Here is a 23,225-nt window from a genome sequence, read left to right on the forward strand (position 1 = left end):
CTTTGATTGCTGTGTTGATCCTGAAAAAAACTAACTCCGGGTAATAGTTTATGACAATTTTGATGATTATGTTTATGAATAATTATTGAATTTTGATGAAAACAGGATTTTAGACATAAAAAAGCACGGATCGGAAAAGCTGAGGGGTATATTCGGGGTAAAGGCTGATGGTCTCTGTAAGTGTGAGCGGCCAAAAAATACTTTTGGCCGCAGGAAAATCAAGCTTTATGTCGGTTATCAGGTAAGAATATGGTCAGTATCCCAAGAAGTGGAAGGAAAGCACATATTTTATAGACCAAATCGATACTGGTATGGTCGGCAACCAGCCCCAGCACCGCAGCGCCGAGGCCCCCCATGCCAAAGGCAAATCCGAAGAATAGCCCAGAAACCATGCCGATACGCCCTGGAAGTAGCTCCTGCGCATAGACCAGAATGGCCGAAAAGGCCGATGCGAGGATAAAACCAATAATCACGGTTAAAATCCCGGTCCAGTGGAGCGTTGCATAGGGTAAAACGAGGGTAAATGGCGCTACACCAAGGATAGAGCCCCAAATAACATATTTTCTGCCAATCTTATCGCCTAATGGTCCACCAATAACCGTTCCGGCCGCAACGGCAAACAGGAAAGCAAACAGGTGAAACTGGGCATTTTGTACCGATAATCCGAATTTTTGCATCAGATAAAAGGTGTAATAGCTGCTGATGCTCGCCATATAGAAGTATTTGGAGAAAATCAGCACCAACAGAATGCCAACGGCCAACACCACCTTATTACGTGGTAGTGGATTCACAATAGCGACTTTCGGCTTACCTTTACTCATTCGATGCTGTGCTGCATACCAGCGGCTGATTTGCGCCAGTACCACAATCGCTAATAATGCCGCCAGAACAAACCACGCCACATTACCTTTTCCATATGGCGCGATGATGACAGCCGCCAGTAAGGGCCCCAGAGAGCTCCCGAAGTTGCCCCCGACCTGGAAGATCGACTGAGCAAGTCCATGGCGACCACCGGAGGCCATACGCGCCACACGGGACGATTCTGGGTGAAATACCGATGAACCGGTACCGACCAGCGCTGCGGCAAGCAACACCATGTGGAAACTGCCCGCCATGGCCAGTAAGACGAGCCCGCTGAGTGTGAAGCACATTCCAATGGGGAGCGACCACGGCATCGGGTATTTATCCGTCCAGTAGCCGACAACAGGCTGAAGCAGAGAGGAGGCCAGCTGGAAGGTCAGAGTAATCATCCCGATCTGCATAAACGTCAGCGAGAACTCTGACTGCAACAGCGGGTAAATCGCCAGGATCAGCGACTGAATCATATCGTTAAGCAGGTGGGAGAGGCTGATGGCACCTAAAATGCCAAATGAGGTGCGTGCTTTTTGCGACGGCGCAGCGGAGCCGGGGATCGGTTGAGCGGTTTGATTCGTTGCCATAGGTTCACTTCAATGATTATTAGAGGGTGCAGATGAAATTATTATCCGACTAACATACCTGCGGTTGGTGTTTGAAGGAAGTCTCATTTCTGAAAACATTTTCGGCTATTATTTCATATCATTGTAATTTCAGCGGTTGATATTGAGTCAGGGAGAGAAACATGAAATTTTTGCAACGGGGCGTGGCGCTGGCGTTATTGGCCGCATTTGCGGTGGCAGGTCAGCCTGCTCAGGCTTACGAAAAAGATAAAACCTACAAAATTACTATTCTGCATACCAACGATCACCACGGCCATTTCTGGCGCAGCGAATATGGTGAATACGGACTTTCAGCGCAAAAAACGCTGGTGGATGGCATTCGTAATGAGGTTGCTGCAGAAGGCGGTAGCGTACTGCTGTTATCCGGCGGCGATATAAATACCGGCGTACCGGAGTCTGATCTCCAGGATGCGGAGCCTGATTTTCGTGGTATGAACCTGATTGGTTATGACGCAATGGCGGTGGGAAACCACGAATTTGATAATCCATTGACCGTATTGCGACAGCAGGAAAAATGGTCAAAATTCCCGTTTCTTTCTGCCAATATTTACCAGAAAAGTACCGGTGAGCGTTTATTCAAGCCGTGGGCCATTTTTAAGCGTCAGGATTTAAAAATTGCCGTTATTGGTCTGACTACTGACGATACGGCGAAAATTGGTAACCCGGAATTTTTCACCGATATTGAGTTTCGTAAGCCTGCGGACGAAGCCAAACTGGTGATCCAGGAACTCAATATGGGTGAAAAGCCAGATGTCATTATTGCTACCACACATATGGGGCATTATGACAACGGCAACCATGGTTCAAACGCTCCAGGTGATGTGGAAATGGCGCGCAGCCTGCCTGCGGGAGCGCTGGCGATGATTGTGGGTGGTCACTCACAGGATCCAGTGTGTATGGCGTCGGAGAATAAAAAGCAGGTTGATTACGTGCCGGGAACACCATGTGCGCCAGACAAGCAAAATGGTATCTGGATTGTACAGGCGCATGAGTGGGGGAAATATGTTGGTCGTGCAGACTTTGAATTCCGTAACGGCGAAATGAAAATGGTGAACTACCAACTTATTCCGGTAAACCTGAAGAAAAAAGTCACCTGGGATAACGGTAAAAGTGAGCGCGTACTTTACACCCCGGAAATCGTTGAAAATCAGCAGATGCTCTCTCTGCTGACGCCTTTCCAGAATAAAGGCAAAGCGCAACTGGAAGTTAAAATTGGTAGCGTAAATGCGCGTCTCGAAGGTGACCGTAGCAAAGTGCGGTTTGTGCAGACCAATATGGGGCGTTTGCTTCTGGCCGCACAAATGGCGCGTACCAGCGCTGATTTTGGTGTGATGAGCGGGGGGGGAATTCGTGACTCCATTGAAGGCGGTGATATTACTTATAAGAGCGTGCTGAAGGTACAACCGTTTGGCAACATAGTGGTGTATGCCGATATGAGCGGTAAAGAGGCCATTGACTATCTGACCGCGGTAGCGCAAATGAAGCCTGACTCCGGTGCTTATCCTCAGTTTGCTAACGTCAGCTTTGTGGCGAAAGACGGCAAGCTGAATGATTTGCAGATCAAGGGCGAACCTGTTGATCCTGCAAAAACCTATCGCATGGCAACGCTAAGCTTCAACGCCACGGGGGGAGATGGGTATCCGCGAATTGATAACAAACCGGGATACGTGAATACCGGGTTTATCGATGCGGAAGTGCTGAAAGAGTTCGTACAGAAGAATTCACCGCTGGATGCCAGCGCGTATGAACCGAAAGGTGAAGTGAGCTGGCAGTAACAGGGCTATTTTGTTCGCCATTTTGAACCCGGGCACTGCTCGGACAGAATGTGCAGAGTTGCGCCCTGTATCAGTAGCAGGCCCGGTAAACGTTGCGTTACCGGGCAAAAGAGAGTTAGTCACGACGTGCGATATCAGCGAATTTAGCATCCAGAATTTTTGCCAGATCGCTTGCGGCCAGTTCGATGTCCAGCCCGCGTTTACCACCGGAGACATAAATGGAGTCAAAGGTTTGGGCTGGTGCATCGATCACCGTAGGCAGGCGTTTTTTCTGTCCCAGCGGACTAATGCCGCCAACCAGATAGCCGGTAACGCGCTGTGCGACCATGGGGTCGGCCATATCGACTTTTTTAGCCCCTAACGCTTTCGCGACTTTTTTCAGATCCAATTGTCCGGCGACCGGCGTGACGGCGACCGCCAGCTGTTTCATATCGCCATTCATAGCAACCAGCAATGTCTTGTAGACCTGATCTGCATTCAGACCTAATTTACGTACCACTTCGTCGCCAAAGTTTGTCTCTGACGGATCGTGATCGTAGGCGTGGATCTGAAAAGAAATCTTGTTTTTTTCGAGTAATTTAACGGCGGGTGTCATAGCAATTATTCCTGACTAACACTAAATACGCTTTAAGCATACGCCTGATGACGGTGTAAAAAATAGTACCATCTTGCGCAATAGTATTGGCAGGATGCTGACTTTGAGCGACAATCAACCTGGATCGATGCATTAAGCATCGGCATAATAATAACGATGAAATTCCTCTTTGACGGGCCAATAGAAATATTGGCCATTTTTTTATCGCAACATCTCCGGCAAATTTCCTTCTCCATATAGATGAAGCGCGCCCACAGCCACCACATAGCGGCCAGCTGGCATTGCACAGAGTCGATCCCGCCAGGCTTCATTTCGCTGGTGCATCAGTACGTCATACAACGACTGGCTGAAGGTATTGGGTAGTTTAAGATCGCTATTCTCCGGTGGCGTTTTTAGCCACCACCCCATCATCTGTTGCAGCAGTCTGGCGTTGGTATGCCAGTGTGTCAGGGTGTCGTCCAGTAAAGCCAGACCATTATCCGGTAACTGACACAACAGATCGATTTGGCTGGATGCGCCTTCCAGCTCAACGATTGGCCTCTGCTCCCGTTTTGCCGCCTTTAGCAACTGGTAATCAATTCCGTATTCTGCTCGTAGCCCCAACTGTTGCGCTTGTGTTGCCTGTAGCACCATAGCGATTTGCCATAACGGTTGAGTCGAAAAGAGGGAAGGGGAAATACCCAGTTCATCGGTAATTTTATGCAGTTGCTGACGTTGATCTTCACTTATCCGCTCGTCAAGCGGCGCAAAGGAGGGGAGATCGCTAAAAGGGGAATCGTTGCCGGAAACGTCGGCTTCAACGATCAAGGCATCTGCTTGCCGAAGTTTTTTGAGCAGTTTTGCCGGGAGTGGGGCCATATCGCGGGTGCCCATATGGATACTACCCACGAGATGAAAATGGCGATTGCCGGGCAAAGAGATGTCAATGGCAGGCCAGGTATAATGGTTGCCGCGTAGTGCAGACCATAATGCTTTTACCCGGTATAACAGATCCATACGACCTCCCGTTGAAAAATCTCATGCTAGCGCGTGGTCATGGAAGGTGCAATGAGTGAAATGCCGGATACGTGTTGCTAATGGTATCCGGCAAGGCGATTACTCTTTGGGTTTAAAGCGCAGTAATCGGTTAGCGTTGCTCACTACGGTAATCGAAGAGAGCGCCATCGCAGCACCGGCAACCACAGGATTAAGCAAGGTTCCGGTGAAGGGCCACAAGATCCCGGCGGCAACGGGGATGCCGATGCTGTTGTAGATAAATGCGCCGAGCAGATTTTGTTTCATGTTACGCAGCGTCGCCCGCGAGATTGACAGCGCATCCGCAACGCCCATCAGACTATGGCGCATTAGCGTAATTGCTGCGGTTTCAATGGCGACATCGCTACCGCCTCCCATCGCAATCCCCACATCGGCCTGGGCCAGTGCGGGTGCATCGTTAATACCGTCACCAACCATGGCAACCTGACGCCCCTGGCTTTGCAGGCGTTTAATCGCATCGGCTTTGCCGTCAGGCAGGACGCCCGCAATCACTTCATCAATACCCGCTTCTTTAGCAATGGCGTTGGCGGTGGTCGGGTTATCCCCTGTGAGCATTACCAGACGATACCCAGCGCGGTGCAGACGCTGAAGTGCCGCCACGCTGTCACTGCGCAGTGGGTCACGTACTGCCAGCAGAGCTGCCGCTTTCCCGTCAATGGCCAACAGCACAGGGGTTGAACCCTGAGAGGCCTGTGCTGTGATTTCGGCGTCCATTGCTGTGGTGACGACTTGTTGTTCATTGAGCAGGGCCTGGTTCCCCAGAAGTAGTGAATGACCTTCCGCTTCGCCGCTGACCCCTAATCCGCGCAGCGTTCTGAAGCCATTCACCTGTGGCAGCACGGCATCACCGGCTTTGTCCAGAATTGCGCGGGCCAGCGGGTGGCTGGAACCCTGTTCAAGGGCCGCTGCCAGACGTATCACTTGAGCTTCATCGATATCACCGAACGTTTTGATGGCAACAACCTGCGGTTTACCTTCGGTCAGCGTCCCGGTCTTATCAAACACGACGGTATCAAGTGTGCTGGCACGTTGTAGTGCATCGGCATCACGTACCAGGACGCCAAACTCTGCGGCACGACCGACCCCCGAAATAATCGACATCGGCGTTGCCAGGCCCAGCGCGCAAGGGCAGGCGATAATCAGTACGGTGGTGGCAATGACCAGCGTATATACAATCTGCGGCGCCGGACCGAAGAAGTACCATATAGCGGCACTTACCAGTGCGATGACCACCACAACCGGCACAAATACGGAGGAGATTCTGTCGGCAAGTTTGCCAATTTCTGGCTTACTGCTTTGTGCCTGACGCACCATGCGAATAATGCGTGACAGCGTGGTGTGACTGCCAACGGCACTGGCGCGGAACAGTACACTGCCATCCTGAACCACGGTACCCGCGTGGACACTGTCGCCTTCTCCTTTTTGTTGCGGGATCGGCTCACCGGTCAGCATGGCTTCATCCATCCAGGCTTCACCCTGGGTGATTTCGCCATCTACCGGAACACGGTCGCCAGTGGTCAGGCGCAATAGCATTCCTGTTTGAACATCTGCCAGAGGGATACTTTTTTCACCTTTCTCAGTGACCACGCGTGCTGTTGGTGGGGTGAGGTCGAGCAGTTTTTCCAGTGCTTTAGAGGAGCGCTGACGAGCGCGCGCTTCCAGCATATGTCCGAGGTTAATCAGACCAATAATCATCGCACTGGCTTCATAATAGAGGTGTCGCGCTTCCATCGGGAACCATTGTGGCCAGAGGTTAACGCTCATGGAATAGAGCCATGCCACACCTGTACCCAGCGCCACCAGCGTATCCATTGTCGCGGTGCCGTTCATCAGGCTTTTCCACGCGCTGCGGTAAAAATGGCCGCCTGCAAATACCATTACGGCGAGCGTGGCGAGGCCAATTACCAACCACAGGCTGCGGTTGTCGGCGGTGACCATCATGTTATCGCCAATCATTCCCCATACCATGACAGGTATGCCCAGCAGTAGTGCGACCGCAGCCTGCCAGCGAAAGCGTTTCATAGTGGCAACGGCTGTTTCCTGCTGGCGCTCACGACGTTTAACATCATCTTCAATGGCTTCTGCGCCGTAGCCCGCTTTTTCCACGGCCTGAACTAATTGTTCGGCGGACGCACTGCCCATGACCAGCGCAGTACGTTCCGCCAGGTTCACCCGTGCCTGCGTGACGCCCGGTACGTTTTGCAACGCATTTTGTACACGAGAGACACAGCTGGCGCAGCTCATGCCGCTTAACAGCAACTGTTGGCTGTCATCTTCAGCCGTAGCTGCCGGAAGCTCAGGAGGGACCGCTGCCAGCGCTTCCGACGGGATTGATGACTCCGCCAGCGGTTTAGCCTTTGGGTGGCTTAACTCTGCGCCATAACCGGCTTGCTTGATGGTTTCAATCAGTGCTTCAGCGCTGGCGCTACCAGTGACGTGCGCTTCAGTCACGGTGACATCCGCTTGCTCAACGTCCGGACGTTGTTCCAGGCTTTCTTTTACGCGTTTAACGCAATGACCACAGGACAAACCGTCCAGGGTCAGGTCGATCGTTTGAGACATAACAAACTCCTTTCTTACGGGATTAACTGACTGTGATAAAGGTTAAACCTTCCAGCAAGGGGAAGGTCAAGGGAGTTTTTAGAAAAGATGAAAAAAGGCAGGAAGTCGGGAACGCAGCGACCGGCGTTCCCGGTAATTTATTGATTGAGGACGATGAGTGGCGTTTGATTTGCCGGTTCATTTATCACCGTGAGATCGGCGCCGTAAAGCGCATTCAACGGCTGCTGTTTCAGTACCTCCTGCGGGCTGCCGTTATCGACTATCTTGCCGTGTTCCATCAGCACGACACGGTCGGCATAGCGTGCAGCAAGATTGAGATCATGCAGTACGCAGCAGACATTAAACTGCCGTTCACGTACCAGATGCCGCAGTAAACGAAAAAGGTGCTGCTGGTGGTGAATATCCAGTGCTGAAGTAGGTTCATCCAGAAACAGCCACTTTGGTGCAGGTTCCGGCTCCCAAAGCTGTACCAGCAGACGCGCTAACTGTACTCGCTGCTGCTCTCCTCCCGACAAGTGTCGATAGTCGCGGGTAGCCAGGTTCTGGCAATCACATAAGTTCATGATATGGTCAGTTTCATCACCCGTGTTGCGCGTGCGATACGGATGCCTGCCCATACGAATGACTTCCTGAACGCTAAACGGGAACGCCATATGGCTGTTCTGGCGCATCACCGCGCGAGTTTTTGCCAGCTCGGTTATTGACCATTCATTCAGCGGTTTGCCGAGAAGCGAGCAGCGTCCACTTTGTGGCTTCAGATAACCCGTGAGCTGACGCAACAACGTTGATTTCCCTGCTCCATTGGGACCAAGTATGGCGATGATTTCGCCGCCTGGTAGCGTCAGAGAGACGTTATCAGTGAGTCGACGCCCATGAATGCTGTAAACCAGATTCTCGGCGATAATCATGACACCCTCCGGCTGCGCAGTATCAGCCACAGAAAATATGGCCCGCCAATCAGGCTGGTCAACAAACCGACGGGCATTTCTGCTGGCTGCACCAGTGTACGGGCCAGGGTGTCGGCAACCAGTAATAAACATGCGCCTGCCAGTGTGGAGCAGGGAATAAGCCAGCGATGATCGGCACCAGTGGTCATTCTGATCAGATGTGGAATCACCAGACCAATAAAGCCGATCACTCCGCTTACCGAAACGGCTGCGCCCACCAGCAGTGAGCTTAGCAACAGCAGTTGTTGCCGTTTACGTTTTACGTTCACTCCCAGGTAGTGTGCCTCTTCATCACCTAACTGCAGCAAATTTAGCGTTCCGGCGAGACAGGCGGTTACCGCAACGGCAGGAAGTACAAAGGAGCTGGCTACCAGCAGCGTTGGCCACTGCGCCTGCCCGAGATTACCCATCATCCACAGTGTCAGCTGGCGTAACTGCTGTTCATCGCCAATGTAACTCAGCACGCCGATTGCTGCGCCGCACAGGGCATTGATGGCGATCCCGGCTAACAGCAGTTGCATCATACCGCCGTGGTGGTGGCGCTGGCTTATCAGGAAAATTATCGTGCAAACCACCATGCTGCCTGCAACGGCAAAAATCATCTGCTCATACAGCACCAGCACAACAGGGAACGAAAACGGAATCACAATCGCGATGCCAACCATCAGCGCAGAGCCACTGCTGACGCCCAGCAGACCAGGGTCGGCCATCGGATTGCGAAAAAGTCCCTGCATGATGACACCTGCTGTTGCCAGCGCACCACCAACGAGGACGGCCAGTAAGACGCGCGGCAGGCGAATATTTAACCAGATATCACGATATTCTTCATCGAACAGAGCGCTGAAGCTAATGTTCAGCGCTCCCTGGCTGGCACCGAAAAGCATCAGCGCGAGCAATAATAGTGACAGGCCCGTCAATATGCTGACGGACGAAAGTGAGTCCTTGAGCACGCAAAACTCCATAACGTCTTTGCGGCGCGGAGCTCCCGCGCCGTGAGGGGATTACGCAGGTTTCAATTCAGGTTCAACCAGACTGTAGATCTGATTGTTAAGTGCAGGCGCATTGGCCAGTTCGCGAATATGTGCGGCAACATCCGCACGCATTACAAACCCGTGGCACTCCTGGCCTTGTATTCGCTGCGCCTTGCCTGTTGCTTCACCATTAAGCAGTCCGCCAGGGCGGAGAATGGCGTAGTCCAGTTGACTGGTTTGCAACCAGCTTTCAGCCAGCGATTTTTCCCGTACGGCCTGACCAAAGGCGGCCTTTGCCCGGGCGGATAAAAAAGGCCAACTGTCACCGCAGCCCAGCGATGTCACGAGGATCATCCGTTTGATGCCCACTTTCTCGGCTTCATCAATCACGGTTCTGTGCGCCAGATAATCCTGAGCGCCGCCCATTGAGGAGATCAGCGTGGCATGTGGACCTGCAGCACGGCAGGCGCAGGCGACTACCTGGCTATCGCAGGCATCGCCAATAAAAACCTGCACACCTCTTTCCTGTAATCCGGCAGCAACCTGCGCGTTGCGAATAACAGCAATCACCGGGCGTTGTTCTGCCAGCGCCAGTTCAAGTGTTTTTGCTCCGACACCGTTACCACCCGCGCCGAAAATAAGCCATGGAGACATCAGGCAAGTTCCTTTAGCGTTGAAGCCAGCGCGTGAAAGGCGCTGACCTGTTCGGCCAGTAGCTGGCGATGCTCATCCCTGCCGAGGAATATCTTGAACATTGCGCTATCCGCCTGGTTAAAGAAGAGGATGGACGCGGTGTCCATACCCATAAATTTGCGTTCAATCAGGGCAATATGCGTGCAGTTTTCTGCCTTGATATGACCGGTCATTCCTTTTTTCCCGCGCAGGTTGAAGTAGCCGTGACGGTGAAATCCGGATGGCAGTTCGCCAGTGAATTCCAGAATGACATCAGCAGTATGGACCAGGGTTGTGACTTTTCCCCATTCGCTGACCGTTTCCCAGACGGTATCAAACTTATCGCCGGAAACCAGCGTCAAGGAAGGGAGGTTTTTCACTACTTCCAGCAGCGTGGTGTTGTACTGGGCGGCGATGGCTTCCAGCGTACCGTCCGGCTCAGTTTTTAAAAAATCCTGTAAAGAGACATGGCTCATAAATCACTCCTGTTATGGTTGCTCTACCGCAATACGCGGTGCGTTAAGTTCCTGAATAAGCTCATCAAGGGACTGTAAAATATTGCTTGCCCAAAAGCGTCCTTCATTGGTCAGGCGCAGACAGGTGCTGGCATCGCGCGTCAGGCCAGCCTGGTGCCATTGGCTCAGTAAGGGGAGTAGTTTCTGAGCATGAGGCGTGAGTTCATCCAGCGGGACGCGGGCTGTTTCAATGCCTGCCTGTAGCGTATGCCGCCACTGGAAACCGCGCTCGGCGGTACGCATCATCATCATTAGCGGCTTTTTCCCGGCGGCAATGGATTCATGCCAGGTGGTCAGATTGCGTTCGACCATCCAGGAGTAGCCATTAACCGATCCCCCCGCGCCAGAGCCAAACGCCAGGCAGTCGGCCCCCTGTTTAATCAGCAGGTTGTACAGGTTGCGCTCGCGCGTTGTACGCGCCCAGTGGCTGTTGCTGATGCAGCGCCAGCCCGCGTTATCCATAAATTCACAGCCCTGTAGATAGAGATCGCGGCGCTCGGCTGGGGAGGGCACGGTCGTACGTCCGGTTTCAACCGCTTTGCCAAGAGGGGTATTAGGAATGAGGTTTAGTGCATAGAGGTCAACACCGTCGAGACCGATATCACATGCGATTGCCAGATCTTCGCCCCACAGTTTTGCGTCCTGTCCCGGCAGACCAAACAGCAGATCGCATACCACGGCAGCACGATCCCGCTGAACCAGCCCTTGCATAAATGCAATGGCGGTTGGGCCATCTGAGGTTCGGGCCATTTTTTTGCGGATCCGACTATTAAAAGACTGAATACCGATCGAAAACCGGTTAGCCCCGGCATCCAGGCAGGCATCGATTCGGGCATCGTCAAAGTTGAGTACCCGACCTTCAATCGTTATTTCACAATCCGGAGCCAGAGGTAGCTTTTCACGCAGCGCAGTGATGATTCTGGCCAGATCCCGTGCCGACAGCGCCGATGGTGTACCGCCGCCAAAATAGACGGCGTGAATCGGTGCTGACTGGTGTAATGGGCTGTCGGCCTCCATCTCTATTTCACGCAATAGTGCGTTGGTATAGCGAGTGCAGTGATCTTCTTCAAACCGGTTTTGATAAAAACCGCAGAAAGTACAGTGTGTTGCACAAAAGGGGATATGCAGGTACACCAGTCGTTTACGTGGAGGGACGGTCTGGCTGATGACATTCTGCCAGGTTTGTGACAACAACTCTTTTGCAACAGGGATAGCCCCGCGCCACGGCATCGTGGCGCGGCGATCCTTAAATGGTTGGTTTCCCTCCAGAGCAAAATGTGGGGTGAGATCCAGCGTGTCTTGAGTTTTCATACTTCTTTATAAATCCCTTTCGTGTGGCCAGAATTGCTGGTGTAGCGCTTCAACCGCGTCAGCGACGCGAGGACCCATGCCCAGGATCAGCGCCTGGTCTATCGTCACAATGCGCTGATTTTTCCAGGCGGCGGTGCGGGTAATACCGGCAATAGCGCTGAGACGATTAAGATCGCCATCCACCATTTGTGACGTCACGACGATGACCTGCGGATTTGCGGCAATCAACGACTCTGCGCTGTAGCTTTTATACTGGGCATGTGAGGCGACATTCTGTGCCCCGGCAAGCGTCAAAATGGCATCGGCAACGCTGCCTTTCCCGGCTACCTGTGGCGCGCTGCCACCAGCGGAGAGGATAAACATGGCTTTAACCGGCGCTTTTTTTGCCGCCACACTCTGCTGAACGCGATCCAGACGCTGATGAATACGCTTGACCAACGCATCGCCTTGTTCAGGCATTCGCAGTGTTTTTGCCAGCTCATGGATATTGGCGTACATCTGTTCAACCGTGGCCGGTACACGCGGCAAGGTGACAACATTCACTTTTTGTGCCCGCAGTTGATCCAGTACGATCTGTGGGCCAGCGTCCTGCCAGGTGATAAAGCTGTCCGGATGCAGCGATAAAATGCCTTCGCTGCTCAGTTGCTTCCAGTAACCGATATGTGGAAGCGCTGCAGTTTCTGGCGGATAAGAGGTGGTTTCATCGACGCCAACCACGTTGCTCCCGGCACCTATGGCGTAGATCAGTTCGGTCAGCGATCCGCCCGCCGCCACCAGACGTTCGGCGGACTGCGCGTTGAAGATGCAGGCGAGGCTCAGTAAACCAATAATGAGTTTCTTCATTGTCAGAAATTCCACGCAAAGCCAACCGCGGCATTGAAACCCGCTTCCGGAATAGATTCATGTGCGGTTCTGTAACGTTTATCGGTCAGGTTATTGAGTGCCAGATTGACCTGATACTGATCCTGCGGACCGAATTCGGTATTGAAGGCGAGATTAAGCGTTGCCCAGCCCGGATAATTTATTTCCGTACTTCCGGTGTTATCTTTGGCGCTGGAGGCCGCGCGGATAAACACATCTGAGGTCACGTTAGCGGCATTCAGCAGCAAGGTATGTTTCAGACCCACGCGTCCAGTCAGTGTTGGTTCGCCGGTATCCCAGGTTTTCATGGTGTCGCCTTCATACTGGCGGCGAATAATGTTGCCGCTCAGATAGGGGGAAACTGCCCATCCGTTGTACTCTGCGCTTAACTCCATGCCCCAGGTTTTGGCGCGATCGATGTTGTCGTAGTAGAAATAGCCTCCTCGTGAAGAGTTGCTATTGCCGTTGCACACGGGGTTGCCGGCACAAGCCAGGCTGGCGATATAGTCTTTGGCTTCTGAATAGTAAATCGCGCCGTCAATCAGCCACATCCCCCCTTTATAACGGGCTCCCAGCTCATAGTTATTGGAGTGTTCCGCTTTCAGGTCTGGATTACCGTAGGTGACGCTGCCACCCGCAGATGTCTGCATAAACAGCTGAGTGAGCGTCGGGAAGACATAACCCTGCGCATAGGCTGCACGTAGCTCGAGATCTTTAAAGCCGGAATAACGCAGGCTGGTAGAGGTGACCAGTTCATCGTCATGTACTGAATTTCCTCCTGCTGATTGCCATGTGGTCCCGCTGCTTTGCGTCGTTTGCGTATCGTTACGATTGAGTTTTGAAGAGAGCCAGTATTGGCGAGCACCAACGGTCCACGTCCAGTTATCGGCAAAACGCCAGTCGTTTTGTGCAAACAGAGAGGTGTTGCTTTGTTCGGCTTCAATATGAGATAGCGTCCGGGTTTGTGTATCAAAGTTGCCAGTCGCCGCCGTCTGACGCGTATTGCCGTCTGTGTCTTGTTTCACTTTGTCGTGTTGATACTGAGTACCAATGACCAGTTCGTTGTTCGCCGGAAGGGAGATATTTCCCTGAAACGTGACACCCTGGGTGTATTGTTTATCGTTGGTATAAGTCTGCTTATTCACCGTCAGCGCTTTGATCGCTGGGTTGGGAATAACCTGAGTGGTTTTGACCCGGTTCTCAAACTTACGCTCTATCGTCTGATTGTATGCGTCAATATGGATTTTCTTCAGGTAATCCCCGTCTGCCGCGTAGTCATAGAACAGACCTACTTTTTCGCGTTCCAGTTTAGGTATTTTGACGCTGAAGTCGTCGAACTGACCTTCCGGATCGTTAAACCAGGTTTGTGTGGACAGTTTGTAACGGTCGAGTGACAGACCGATTTTATGGCGATCGAGGTTATAGCCAAGCCAGACGCCCTGGCCGTTATTGCGGAAGTTGGTATTCGATAACCTTCCGTCAGGCGTATCGCGATCGCCCTGATCGGAATAGCTACCATTGATACGGTAATCAAAATTTTCAATGCTACCCCAGGCGGCTGCCGATTCTTCCCATCCTGCCGTCGCGGAGTTGTAGACTGCTTTAATGCTCCCGGCAAGGGGCTTATCGCCGCCTTTTTTCGTAATAAAGTTCACCACCCCGCCAATAGCCTGCGAACCATAGAGTACGGAGTAAGGGCCTTTGACAACCTCGATACGTTCCAGGGCTGATTCGTCAATAAGCAGGCCAGCGCCGTAGTTTTGACCGGCGCGCTGGTAGCTGACGACCTGACCGTCTATGAGTATCAGTACGCGTGAAGAGGCTTCACCGCGGATGCGGATTTGTTTTCGGCCTGCAAGGGCATTATCAGTGACTTCAACGCCGGGTATATCCTTTAAATCGTCGGCAATAGAAACGTTGGTGGAGTTTTGCAACGTCTGGCGGTCAATAACCTGAATCGTCGCCGGGCTTTCCCAGAGACTGCTTTCCGAACGGTTTGCCGTGACGATCACCGTGTCGTCGGCTGATGCTGATGTGTGTGTGGTCGTAGTTGTCGATGCTGAAACAGCCCCTGAAACACATAATGTCAGAGCTGAAAGAATAAACGGCCTTTGGCTAATCCGTGGCAACATAAGAGAACCTTTTATTTAATGTTAATGATCATCATTATCATTCGCGTTTGTATATAAAATTGTATCCAGATGTTCAATATCAAAGGTGTAAAACCAATACATCTTTTGATTTGAATCAATTTTGTATCGTTGATGCGGGTGGAATTGTGATCGGGATGGCGCATAACCTTGTGAATAGGCTGGCTTTTTAAATTAATCGTTGATGTACCTGTTGGGGCGTTTCGCCGGATAAGGGATTACTGCAATCTGGGCTATAATGTGGCTCTGCATTGAGAGAGCTGTGGGGGATGATGTGAATATTAGTGATGTGGCGAAAAAAACCGGATTAACCAGTAAAGCTATTCGCTTTTATGAAGAGAAAGGGCTGGTGACTCCGCCGCTGCGTAGCGAGAACGGATACCGCACTTATACCCAGCAACATCTGAATGAACTGACGTTGTTGCGACAAGCGCGGCAGGTTGGGTTTAATCTCGAAGAGTGCGGTGAGCTGGTGAACCTGTTTAACGATCCGGCACGTCACAGCGCAGATGTAAAAAAACGTACTCTCGAGAAGGTGGCTGAAATCGAACGGCATATCAGCGAATTACAGGCGATGCGGGGACATTTGCTGGCGCTGGCAAACAGTTGCCCTGGCGATGACAGCGCCGAATGTCCAATTATTGATAATCTCTCCGGCTGTTGTCATCACAAAGCAAAGGTTTAGCGGCGAGAGGGATTGAGCATAAATACTACCGTACCGCGATACCACGGGGATTTTTCAAGCTGAGCTTCAGCCTGCGGATCCCGGCTACCGTTTTGCACCAGCCCAAGCTTAAATGGTATGCGTAACCGGATGAGCGCGGGCAAATACGCCTGATAATTTGCCACAGTGTGACGTCCCTGATAGCTCTGAACTACCAGTTCATCGACCGGCAATGCGTTCAGCGTGGCGATATCGCCGGTTTTCGCCCAGTCCAGCAGCCCGGTAACGCCAAGGGCGAACTCTGGCGGTAACTGTTGGCGAAGCTGACGCAGAAAGTGAGCGTAATCCGTGAGCTGATGAGTTGCGGCGTCAAAATCAACCTGCAAACCGACGACGTGATTCCCTGCAGACTGCCAGCGTTGCAACAGCCGTGTGATACGCGCCGGAATCTCTTCCGGCACGTCGAGGGTGGTGAAGCGTACGGTCAGCCAGATTGTTGGAAATGTCAGACGACTGACCGGCAAGCCGAGCCGCTGAAAGATTACTTCCCCTGACTGAATGACTACTTCACCCTGATGCAAATAGACCGTTTGCGCGTTCTGGAGTTCGTTGCTGGCTTTCACCCCTGACCACAACCAGAAGGCCGGATGGTCGCGGGCGGTGACAATTTCCGTAGCCTGTACCTGTCCGGCCAGCAGCGCAGCTACCAGTAATATTTGAGTTTTTGCGCCCACGGGCTTCCTGGATACTGTGTCTTCAGTTGCGTGAACCACTCTTTACGCTGTGATTTATCCACCTCTGCGCCACCGCATTCGTTCGAACCTGATGGTGCATAGCACATGATGGCGCGATACAACGCAAAGCTTTTATCCTCGAGTTCCGCTTTTGGTGCAGCAATAACCTGCTGATAGTAGCGCTGTCTGTCGTACTGACCGAACGGTTCTTTACGTGAAATTGCCACTTCCAGCACATCATTGCCTGTACTGTTTGCCCACAGATCAACACGGGTTTGCGTGGTACGGAAAAACTCACCCAGACAGTTCAGAGCGTGGGCATCATCCGCTTTTTTGCTTAGCACTGTGACTGTTTCAGTCAGGCTACGGCATGCGTAACCGGCCTGAGCGGCATCGCCGTTCCAGTCAAAGGTGTTCAAATTGACATCAGCAAACGCATCTGCGGATACCGGTTGCGTAATTGCGCTGGCAAGTTTTCTGTCATTCAGCCAGTCGCCAAAGCGATTCTCGGTTAAATCCCGCACCAGTAGCGTATGCAGCGCGATGGTACGCTCTTCATTATTTGGTCCGTGGGTTGCCTGCTGGCGCAGTAGTTCAGGAGAGGCTTGTGTTTTCAGCACCTGTGAACGAAAACGCAGGTTTGTAACCATGCTGTTCGGGGCGAAAACTGCCGCCACATCGCCGCTGTAGACCAGCGTTGCCGCCAGTTTAGCCTGCACATATTGTTGCTGTTCGTTATTCTGGCTATGTTTCAATAGTTGCTGCCAGAACTCACGCGCCGCAGACCACTGCTTTTGCCCCATCAGTGCTTCGCCATAAAGCACTTGTTCGCTGAAGGCGAGAGTGTCGTTTGCGGGGAGTTTCTGCGCCGGGGTTACTGCCTGAACAATGGCTGTGTAGTTGCCAGTCGCCATCCACAGATTTAGTTGCAGGTTGTGCCACAGCGGCAGTTTTCCGCTCTTCTCGAAAACGGGCTTGCTGGCGTCGAGCTGCGCCTGCGTCAGCGTCGGTTTGTCGTCGTTGTTTAGTCGCAGGGCGCGCAGCAGTTCGATATAGCTGACCCATGGGGCGTCAGGGAAGGTCTCAACTGCGGATTGCTCCAGGAACTGCATGCCAAAAACATTATCGTATTCGATGACCGTGTTACGCAGTTGCGGTGCGTCGGCTGCCTGCTGGAAGCCTTGCTCATACAGTGTTGCCAGCGGCGCCCACGATTGCAGATACCAGTTAATACGGCGCAGCATACCGCGCGCAGAATCGGCGTAAAGTCCCTGCGGGAAGTGTTGCAGATAAGTTTGTGCCAGAGTCTGTGCCTGAGCGGCATCCTGGCGGTTGATTCTGGCGATATCAAAATCACCGTATTCACCGACGCTGTTCTGACTACTTTTATTCAGCGCCGTGCGCATCAACATGTATTGCGCGGTTTCTGCCAGCCACGGACGATCGCTGGTGGCAAGCTGCGTGAAATTCTGTTCCGCATTGACGTAGTCGCCTTCATAGAAACGCGCGGCGGCGATCAGATAGGTTTTATACTGTTGCGCGGATGAATCGGCTGGGATTGAGGTGAGGGAGGACGTAATCTGCTCGCCGGTCGCGCCGGACAATAACCCCAACCGCGCCCGGGCTAACGCCTGGCGTTGTTCAACCGTTAACGAGGTATCGGCCAGTAGCGCGGCAAAAAACTGACTGACGCTGTCCCTGTTATTTGAAACATGGCGGTTTTCATTCTCTGTGCCGTCGGCATTTATCTCTTCGGCGGCGATCTGCAGCTTGTCCATCTGGCGAGCAAGCGTGTCATCTGCACGTTGCTCCGGCGTAGCGGCGGCTGGCGACGTGATTTCATCCCACTGCGGGTGATACGCAAAATAGAAATCGCGGGAGCGGGTGATATCCTCAGGCATTGACTGAACGGGCAGGGCGAATGATTTTTCCTGGCTTAACAATCGCAGCAGGTTATCCCGGCTGTCGTTTTGCGGGCTGAATACCGGGATACCTTTTAGCAGACAGTGGTCATCACTCCATTTGCAATCTTCCATATCAAAAGAAGCAAATGCCTGAGGGGCTCCTGCCAACAATGAACAAAGGGCTAGAGCGAGGGATGTCTTCCTGACCATAATCTTATTTCCTGTATGATTTATTGTGATACGGCTTTGATAACCAGGGTGATACCCTCAATGGCAACCACTTCGACCTGCGTACCGGCAGTCAAATTATCGTTTGCACTGACCGGCCAGGAGCTGTCGCCAACGCGCATGTGCCCGCGACCATTCACCAGCGTGGTCTCCAGAATAAACCGGCGACCGACCAGCTGCTGCCCGCGCTGATTGAGGTGGCTGTCAGCTGGTTTCTGCTCCTGTACGCGCTTTGCCAGCCACTTCCACCACAGCCAGGCTGCCAGCAACGTTAACAAGGCGAACATCGCACCCTGCCACGCCCAGTCGAGCGGAAGTAGCCAGACCACCAGACCGGTGATCACCGCTGCTACACCGCTCCACAGCAGATAACCGTTACCGCCCAGCATCTCGGCGGCCAGTAACAGACCACCGAGGCTAAGCCAGAAGATATGTGGGTGAACCAGAATCATCGCTATCATGATTTTTTCCGTTCGCTGGCGCTGTCCTTAATTAATTCGCTGATGCCGGCAATCGAGCCCATCAGGCTGCTGGCGTCCAGTGGCATCATCACCACTTTACTGTTATTTGACGAACCGATTTGTTGCAGCGCTTCGGTGTATTTCTGAGCCACGAAGTAGTTCACCGCCTGAATATCCCCGGCGGCAATCGCCTCCGAAACCATCTGAGTTGCACGAGCTTCGGCTTCGGCGGAACGTTCGCGCGCTTCTGCCTGTAAAAACGCGGACTGGCGTTCACCTTCCGCTTTCAGTATTTTCGATTGCTTCTCACCTTCCGCTTTGACGATCTCCGCCTGGCGGATCCCTTCGGCTTCAAGAATGTAGGCGCGTTTGGTACGTTCCGCTTTCATCTGGGCGTTCATCGCGTCGATAAGTTCAGCCGGTGGGCGTACATCGCGGATCTCAATACGGGTGATTTTGATGCCCCAGGGATTGGTGGCTTCATCAACGATATGCAGCAGACGTGTGTTGATGTTATCGCGCTGGGAGAGCATTTCATCCAGCTCCATGGAGCCGAGAACGGTACGAATGTTGGTCATGGTCAGGTTGATGATCGCCAGTTCAAGATTACTGACTTCATATGCTGCTTTCGGCGCGTCGATTACCTGAATAAAGCAGACGGCATCAATGGCAACATTGGCGTTGTCTTTGGAGATAACTTCCTGCGACGGGATATCGAGAACCTGCTCCATCATATTGATCTTACGACCAATTCTATCCATGAAGGGCACCACGAGACTTAAGCCTGGCTGCAGGGTTTTGGTGTAACGGCCAAAACGCTCCACTGTCCACTGGTATCCCTGCGGGACGATTTTGACGCCTGCGCCGACGATTACCAGCGCGACAAAAATGAGAATGGGGATAAAAATGAGCATTGATGAAACCTCCTGTTGTGCTGTCCTTTACTACCTGATTAATCAAATTATACCCGATTAATCAGGGTGGGCTCCCCTATAATAAATTACAGGGATATATCCGTCATACTTCAAGTTGCTTGTGCGTTAGCTACGTTCGTTCATCCCAGTCACTTGCCGCCTTCATGCAACTCGAATTATTTTGGGTATAGACTGTCTGCACGAAAGATGTAAAAAAGGGATCTGTAATGGAAGAAAGCAGAATGTTGCTTCAGTTAAAAAATGTCGCCTGGCAGGCGGGAACGACGAAAATTCTCAATAACATCAGTTTTAATCTCAACGCCGGGGAATTTAAGCTGATTACCGGTCAGTCCGGCTGCGGTAAAAGTACGTTACTGAAGATTGTGGCGTCGTTAATTAGCCCGAGTGCCGGTGAGATTATTTTTGAGGGAAAGGAGATAACTACCCTCAAACCCGAAGCTTATCGTCAGCAGGTCTCTTATTGCGCGCAAACCCCCGCTTTGTTTGGCGATACTGTCTACGATAACCTTATTTTCCCGTGGCAAATCCGCAATAAACGCCCTGAACCTGATACGTTTCTGGCCGACTTGGCCCGCTTTGAACTGCCTGAGGAGATCCTCAAAAAAAATATTAATGAACTCTCTGGAGGCGAAAAACAGCGTATCTCATTAATTCGCAATTTGCAGTTTCTGCCTAAAATCCTGCTGCTGGATGAAATAACCAGCGCACTGGATGAGGCCAATAAACGCAACGTGAATGAATTAATTCACCGCTACGTTCGCGAGAAAAATATCGCAGTGCTGTGGGTTACGCACGACAAAGATGAAATTAATCATGCGGATAATATCATTACCCTTCAGCCGCATGCCGGAGAGATGCAGGAAGCAAGCAATGAACGAGCATAATATTACCAATGAATCACTGGCGTTAGCGATGATGCTGGTGGTAGTGGCGATACTGATTAGTCACAAAGAAAAACTGGCGCTGGAAAAAGATATTCTCTGGAGCGTTTGCCGGGCGGTGATCCAGCTTATTATCGTCGGCTATGTGCTGAAATATATCTTTGGCGTTAACCACAGCATTCTGACTCTAGTGATGGTGCTGTTTATCTGCTTTAACGCTGCGTATAACGCGCAAAAACGCAGTAAATATATTGATAAAGCCTTTATCTCGTCGTTTATCGCCATTACGTCGGGAGCGGGAGTGACGCTGGCTGTTCTGGTTCTGTCCGGTTCCATCGAATTCGCGCCAATGCAGGTGATCCCAATTTCCGGCATGATCGCAGGTAATGCGATGGTGGCGGTCGGGTTATGTTACAACAACCTGGGGCAGCGGTTTAACAGCGAGCAGCAGCAAATCCAGGAGAAATTGAGCCTCGGTGCCACGCCGAAAGTGGCGTCTGCGCCGCTTATTCGCGACAGCATTCGTGCGTCATTGATCCCGACGATCGATTCAGCGAAAACTGTGGGACTGGTGAGCTTACCAGGGATGATGTCGGGCTTGATCTTTGCTGGTATCGATCCGGTAAAAGCAATTAAGTATCAGATAATGGTGACCTTTATGCTGCTTTCTACCGCCAGCCTGTCGACCATTATTGCCTGTTATCTCACTTACCGGAAATTCTACAATTCGCGCCACCAACTGGTGGTGACGCATTTGAAAAAGCCGTGATGTGATGCCGGATGCGTTTTTTCTAGGCCCGATAAGCGTAAGCGCCATCGGGCAAAATCACGCAGATTAGTACAACAACGCGTACAGCTGGCGACGATATTTCGATGCCAGCGCATCACCGGTTCCCAGCGCAGCGAGAATTTCCTGGAAGGTCTTACGTGCCTGACCGTCTGCGGCCGCAAGATCTTTTCTCAGGTGGCTGAACAGCAGTTCCAGCGCCTCTTCGTTACGTCCGACCTGGTGCAGTTGTAACGCCAACTGTGCTGCCAGTGCCGCATCTTGAGGGTTGTTCGCTACTTGCTGCTGTAACTGCTGGATTTCCGGCGTATCTGCCGCTTGTTTCAGTAGTTCAATCTGCGCGACCAGCCCTTGATAACGGGTGTCCTGATCCTGTAACGGAATGGTTTTCAGTACCGCTTCGGCATCCTCCGAACGGTTAAGCGCGATTTGTGTTTCTGCCAGCAGCAGGCCGATTTCGCTGCTTTGGTTAGATAACTGCCAGGCTTCTTTCAGCAAAGGCAGCGCTTCGGCGTGATTGCCGGCTTCAATAAACTCAATGGCCTGGCGCGCTTTCAGCTCCTCTTCACTTGGGAGCACTTTATCGAGCAGTGCGCGAATGACTTCTTCCGGCTGCGGCCCCTGGAATCCGTCTACTGGCTGACCGTTCTGGAACAGATATACCGTTGGGATAGCGCGCAGGCCAAACTGGGAGGCGATCATCTGTTCAGCGTCGCAGTCCAGTTTGGCGAGAATAAACTGACCGTTGTACTGCGCGGCAAGACTTTCCAGTACCGGCGTTAGTTGCAGACAATGCTGGCTACGCTCAGACCAGAAATAGAACAGGACCGGTGTGGTCATCGACAGTTCAAGGGTCTGCTGCAGGTTAGATTCGTTAATATTGACAATATTTTGTACGGACATGGAGTCACTCTCTATTCGTCTATTTGTTTTTACATGGGGGCAGACGTGCTGGCTTCAACTCAGCCCTGTAAAATTTTGTCCATTACGCGACCTGGCAACAGGCGTTTCAGCAGCATAACTGCCCAGGTCACCAGGGTGACGGGGTAGCGCAGTTTCGGTTTATCACTTTCAAAAGCATGGCGCACTTTGGCGACAACAGCCTCTGGGCCCAGCGTAAAACGCGCGGCAATGCCGGGGTTTTCGACAGGAGAATCGCTTTGGGTCTGGTTAACGTTTTCGGTAAAACGGGTACGTATGGGGCCGGGTTCAATCAGGCTGACCTTGATTCCACTGTGGCGTAGTTCCATGCGCAGTGCATCGGACCACGCTTCCAGTGCGTATTTACTGGCGGCGTACGCCCCACGTCCAGGCGTGGAGATTAATCCCATTACTGAAGAGGTCATCACAATCCGCCCTTCGCCATGCGGTAACATGGCAGGCAGCAGGCGCATAGTGAGCTGATGCGCGCCAAAGAAGTTGGCGGAAAACTGTTGTTCCATCTGTTCACGGCTGATAGTGGTCAGCGGACCATACACGCCGTATCCTGCGTTGTTAAAGATCCCATACAAACGATTATCGGTCAGGGCGATCACCTCATCGGCAGCACGATCCACACTTTCTGGCGAATCCAGATCCAGCAATATGCCGGTGAATCCCATGCCATTCATACGTGCGACATCGTCAGGCTTACGGCAGGCTGCCAGAATTTGAAAACCCTGGCGCTTTAGCTCAAGCGCGCTTTCCAGGCCGATACCGCTGGAACATCCTGTTATTAAGACCGATTTTTGCATAACTTTACCTGTCAGGATCTCCGTTG

Annotated in this window: 21 protein-coding genes; 4 read left to right on the plus strand and 17 right to left on the minus strand. The window is 52.2% G+C overall.

Translation table 11 applies throughout. The features are described from left to right. Positions 1–218: 218 nt before the first annotated feature. Complete coding sequence (locus OH663_RS13545; protein WP_045440668.1) at positions 219–1,439, minus strand: MFS transporter; 1,221 nt, start codon at positions 1,437–1,439, stop codon at positions 219–221. Between the two features lie 161 nt (positions 1,440–1,600). Between OH663_RS13545 and ushA the strand changes: the two genes are divergently transcribed. Next, entirely contained in the window at positions 1,601–3,253 is a 1,653-nt protein-coding gene (gene ushA / locus OH663_RS13550) for a bifunctional UDP-sugar hydrolase/5'-nucleotidase UshA (protein WP_048221930.1), read from the plus strand. A gap of 115 nt (positions 3,254–3,368) precedes the next feature. On the opposite strand, the gene ybaK is transcribed toward ushA, so the two are convergent. The 10 genes from ybaK to OH663_RS13600 all read right to left on the minus strand — a co-directional run bounded on the left by ybaK (position 3,369) and on the right by OH663_RS13600 (position 14,854). Further along, on the minus strand, positions 3,369–3,848 hold the full coding sequence (gene ybaK / locus OH663_RS13555; RefSeq protein ID WP_045440673.1) for a Cys-tRNA(Pro)/Cys-tRNA(Cys) deacylase YbaK: 480 nt from the start codon (positions 3,846–3,848) through the stop codon (positions 3,369–3,371). Between the two features lie 201 nt (positions 3,849–4,049). Then, positions 4,050–4,844 carry a TraB/GumN family protein gene (locus OH663_RS13560; RefSeq protein ID WP_048221929.1) on the minus strand — a complete coding sequence of 265 codons (795 nt, stop codon included), beginning with the start codon at positions 4,842–4,844 and terminating at the stop codon, positions 4,050–4,052. A gap of 99 nt (positions 4,845–4,943) precedes the next feature. After that, on the minus strand, positions 4,944–7,445 hold the full coding sequence (gene copA / locus OH663_RS13565) for a copper-exporting P-type ATPase CopA (protein WP_048221928.1): 2,502 nt from the start codon (positions 7,443–7,445) through the stop codon (positions 4,944–4,946). Positions 7,446–7,582: 137 nt separating this feature from the next. Beyond that, positions 7,583–8,353, minus strand: coding sequence for a heme ABC transporter ATP-binding protein (locus tag OH663_RS13570; RefSeq protein ID WP_045440679.1), 771 nt, complete (start codon positions 8,351–8,353; stop codon positions 7,583–7,585). Next, positions 8,350–9,342 (minus strand): FecCD family ABC transporter permease, encoded by a 993-nt coding sequence (locus OH663_RS13575; RefSeq protein ID WP_045440681.1) that lies wholly within the window; start codon positions 9,340–9,342, stop codon positions 8,350–8,352. The genes OH663_RS13570 and OH663_RS13575 overlap by 4 nt, the downstream gene beginning before the upstream one ends. Before the next feature lie 51 nt (positions 9,343–9,393). Continuing rightward, on the minus strand, positions 9,394–10,017 hold the full coding sequence (gene chuY / locus OH663_RS13580) for an anaerobilin reductase (protein ID WP_200012222.1): 624 nt from the start codon (positions 10,015–10,017) through the stop codon (positions 9,394–9,396). Then, a complete protein-coding gene (hutX, locus tag OH663_RS13585; RefSeq protein WP_200012225.1) occupies positions 10,017–10,511 on the minus strand; it encodes a heme utilization cystosolic carrier protein HutX in 495 nt (164 codons plus the stop codon). The genes chuY and hutX overlap by 1 nt, the downstream gene beginning before the upstream one ends. Positions 10,512–10,523: 12 nt before the next feature. After that, complete coding sequence (hutW, locus tag OH663_RS13590) at positions 10,524–11,861, minus strand: heme anaerobic degradation radical SAM methyltransferase ChuW/HutW (protein ID WP_200012228.1); 1,338 nt, start codon at positions 11,859–11,861, stop codon at positions 10,524–10,526. A 6-nt stretch (positions 11,862–11,867) separates the two neighbouring features. Then, complete coding sequence (locus OH663_RS13595) at positions 11,868–12,704, minus strand: heme/hemin ABC transporter substrate-binding protein (protein WP_200012231.1); 837 nt, start codon at positions 12,702–12,704, stop codon at positions 11,868–11,870. A gap of 2 nt (positions 12,705–12,706) precedes the next feature. Continuing rightward, entirely contained in the window at positions 12,707–14,854 is a 2,148-nt protein-coding gene (locus OH663_RS13600; RefSeq protein ID WP_045440692.1) for a TonB-dependent receptor plug domain-containing protein, read from the minus strand. A 292-nt stretch (positions 14,855–15,146) separates the two neighbouring features. On the opposite strand from OH663_RS13600, the gene cueR reads away from it, so the two are divergent. After that, the gene (cueR, locus tag OH663_RS13605) at positions 15,147–15,557 is read left to right on the plus strand and encodes a Cu(I)-responsive transcriptional regulator (RefSeq protein ID WP_045449474.1); all 411 of its coding nucleotides are present in this window, start codon (positions 15,147–15,149) and stop codon (positions 15,555–15,557) included. Here cueR and OH663_RS13610 read toward each other — a convergent pair. From OH663_RS13610 to OH663_RS13625, 4 genes are read right to left on the minus strand one after another with little or no spacing between them, the layout of a single operon-like run. After that, complete coding sequence (locus tag OH663_RS13610; RefSeq protein ID WP_200012234.1) at positions 15,554–16,270, minus strand: DUF3142 domain-containing protein; 717 nt, start codon at positions 16,268–16,270, stop codon at positions 15,554–15,556. The two genes, cueR and OH663_RS13610, sit on opposite strands and share 4 nt — an antisense overlap. Then, a complete protein-coding gene (locus tag OH663_RS13615; RefSeq protein WP_200012237.1) occupies positions 16,240–18,384 on the minus strand; it encodes a PA5441 family protein in 2,145 nt (714 codons plus the stop codon). The genes OH663_RS13610 and OH663_RS13615 overlap by 31 nt, the downstream gene beginning before the upstream one ends. Before the next feature lie 20 nt (positions 18,385–18,404). Continuing rightward, entirely contained in the window at positions 18,405–18,863 is a 459-nt protein-coding gene (locus OH663_RS13620) for an NfeD family protein (RefSeq protein ID WP_045440699.1), read from the minus strand. Beyond that, positions 18,860–19,777 carry an SPFH domain-containing protein gene (locus OH663_RS13625; protein WP_200012240.1) on the minus strand — a complete coding sequence of 306 codons (918 nt, stop codon included), beginning with the start codon at positions 19,775–19,777 and terminating at the stop codon, positions 18,860–18,862. Before OH663_RS13625 ends, OH663_RS13620 begins: the two co-directional genes overlap by 4 nt. A gap of 227 nt (positions 19,778–20,004) precedes the next feature. On the opposite strand from OH663_RS13625, the gene fetA reads away from it, so the two are divergent. Both fetA and fetB read left to right on the plus strand, forming a co-directional pair. After that, complete coding sequence (fetA, locus tag OH663_RS13630) at positions 20,005–20,682, plus strand: iron efflux ABC transporter ATP-binding subunit FetA (RefSeq protein WP_045440710.1); 678 nt, start codon at positions 20,005–20,007, stop codon at positions 20,680–20,682. After that, entirely contained in the window at positions 20,669–21,448 is a 780-nt protein-coding gene (gene fetB, locus OH663_RS13635) for an iron efflux ABC transporter permease subunit FetB (RefSeq protein WP_045440713.1), read from the plus strand. The genes fetA and fetB overlap by 14 nt, the downstream gene beginning before the upstream one ends. 66 nt (positions 21,449–21,514) lie before the next feature. On the opposite strand, the gene OH663_RS13640 is transcribed toward fetB, so the two are convergent. Then, entirely contained in the window at positions 21,515–22,369 is an 855-nt protein-coding gene (locus OH663_RS13640; protein WP_200012243.1) for a co-chaperone YbbN, read from the minus strand. A gap of 59 nt (positions 22,370–22,428) precedes the next feature. Then, positions 22,429–23,199 (minus strand): SDR family oxidoreductase, encoded by a 771-nt coding sequence (locus OH663_RS13645; protein ID WP_045440718.1) that lies wholly within the window; start codon positions 23,197–23,199, stop codon positions 22,429–22,431. Positions 23,200–23,225 lie beyond the last annotated feature (26 nt).

The organism is Citrobacter sp. Marseille-Q5395, from assembly GCF_947057495.1.
In the GTDB taxonomy this organism is placed as follows: Bacteria; Pseudomonadota; Gammaproteobacteria; order Enterobacterales; family Enterobacteriaceae; genus Citrobacter; species Citrobacter murliniae.

Bases quoted from the DNA above. Each gene is read 5' to 3' on its own strand.
- ybaK (WP_045440673.1), bottom strand. From the start codon at position 3,848: ATGACACCCGCCGTTAAATTACTCGAAAAAAACAAGATTTCTTTTCAG.
- OH663_RS13545 (WP_045440668.1), bottom strand. From the start codon at position 1,439: ATGGCAACGAATCAAACCGCTCAACCGATCCCCGGCTCCGCTGCGCCG.
- chuY (WP_200012222.1), bottom strand. From the start codon at position 10,017: ATGTCTCCATGGCTTATTTTCGGCGCGGGTGGTAACGGTGTCGGAGCA.
- OH663_RS13645 (WP_045440718.1), bottom strand. From the start codon at position 23,199: ATGCAAAAATCGGTCTTAATAACAGGATGTTCCAGCGGTATCGGCCTG.
- OH663_RS13560 (WP_048221929.1), bottom strand. From the start codon at position 4,844: ATGGATCTGTTATACCGGGTAAAAGCATTATGGTCTGCACTACGCGGC.
- OH663_RS13615 (WP_200012237.1), bottom strand. From the start codon at position 18,384: ATGGTCAGGAAGACATCCCTCGCTCTAGCCCTTTGTTCATTGTTGGCA.
- OH663_RS13640 (WP_200012243.1), bottom strand. From the start codon at position 22,369: ATGTCCGTACAAAATATTGTCAATATTAACGAATCTAACCTGCAGCAG.
- ushA (WP_048221930.1), top strand. From the start codon at position 1,601: ATGAAATTTTTGCAACGGGGCGTGGCGCTGGCGTTATTGGCCGCATTT.
- OH663_RS13625 (WP_200012240.1), bottom strand. From the start codon at position 19,777: ATGCTCATTTTTATCCCCATTCTCATTTTTGTCGCGCTGGTAATCGTC.
- OH663_RS13620 (WP_045440699.1), bottom strand. From the start codon at position 18,863: ATGATAGCGATGATTCTGGTTCACCCACATATCTTCTGGCTTAGCCTC.
- OH663_RS13595 (WP_200012231.1), bottom strand. From the start codon at position 12,704: ATGAAGAAACTCATTATTGGTTTACTGAGCCTCGCCTGCATCTTCAAC.
- hutX (WP_200012225.1), bottom strand. From the start codon at position 10,511: ATGAGCCATGTCTCTTTACAGGATTTTTTAAAAACTGAGCCGGACGGT.
- OH663_RS13600 (WP_045440692.1), bottom strand. From the start codon at position 14,854: ATGTTGCCACGGATTAGCCAAAGGCCGTTTATTCTTTCAGCTCTGACA.
- hutW (WP_200012228.1), bottom strand. From the start codon at position 11,861: ATGAAAACTCAAGACACGCTGGATCTCACCCCACATTTTGCTCTGGAG.
- fetA (WP_045440710.1), top strand. From the start codon at position 20,005: ATGGAAGAAAGCAGAATGTTGCTTCAGTTAAAAAATGTCGCCTGGCAG.
- fetB (WP_045440713.1), top strand. From the start codon at position 20,669: ATGAACGAGCATAATATTACCAATGAATCACTGGCGTTAGCGATGATG.
- OH663_RS13570 (WP_045440679.1), bottom strand. From the start codon at position 8,353: ATGATTATCGCCGAGAATCTGGTTTACAGCATTCATGGGCGTCGACTC.
- copA (WP_048221928.1), bottom strand. From the start codon at position 7,445: ATGTCTCAAACGATCGACCTGACCCTGGACGGTTTGTCCTGTGGTCAT.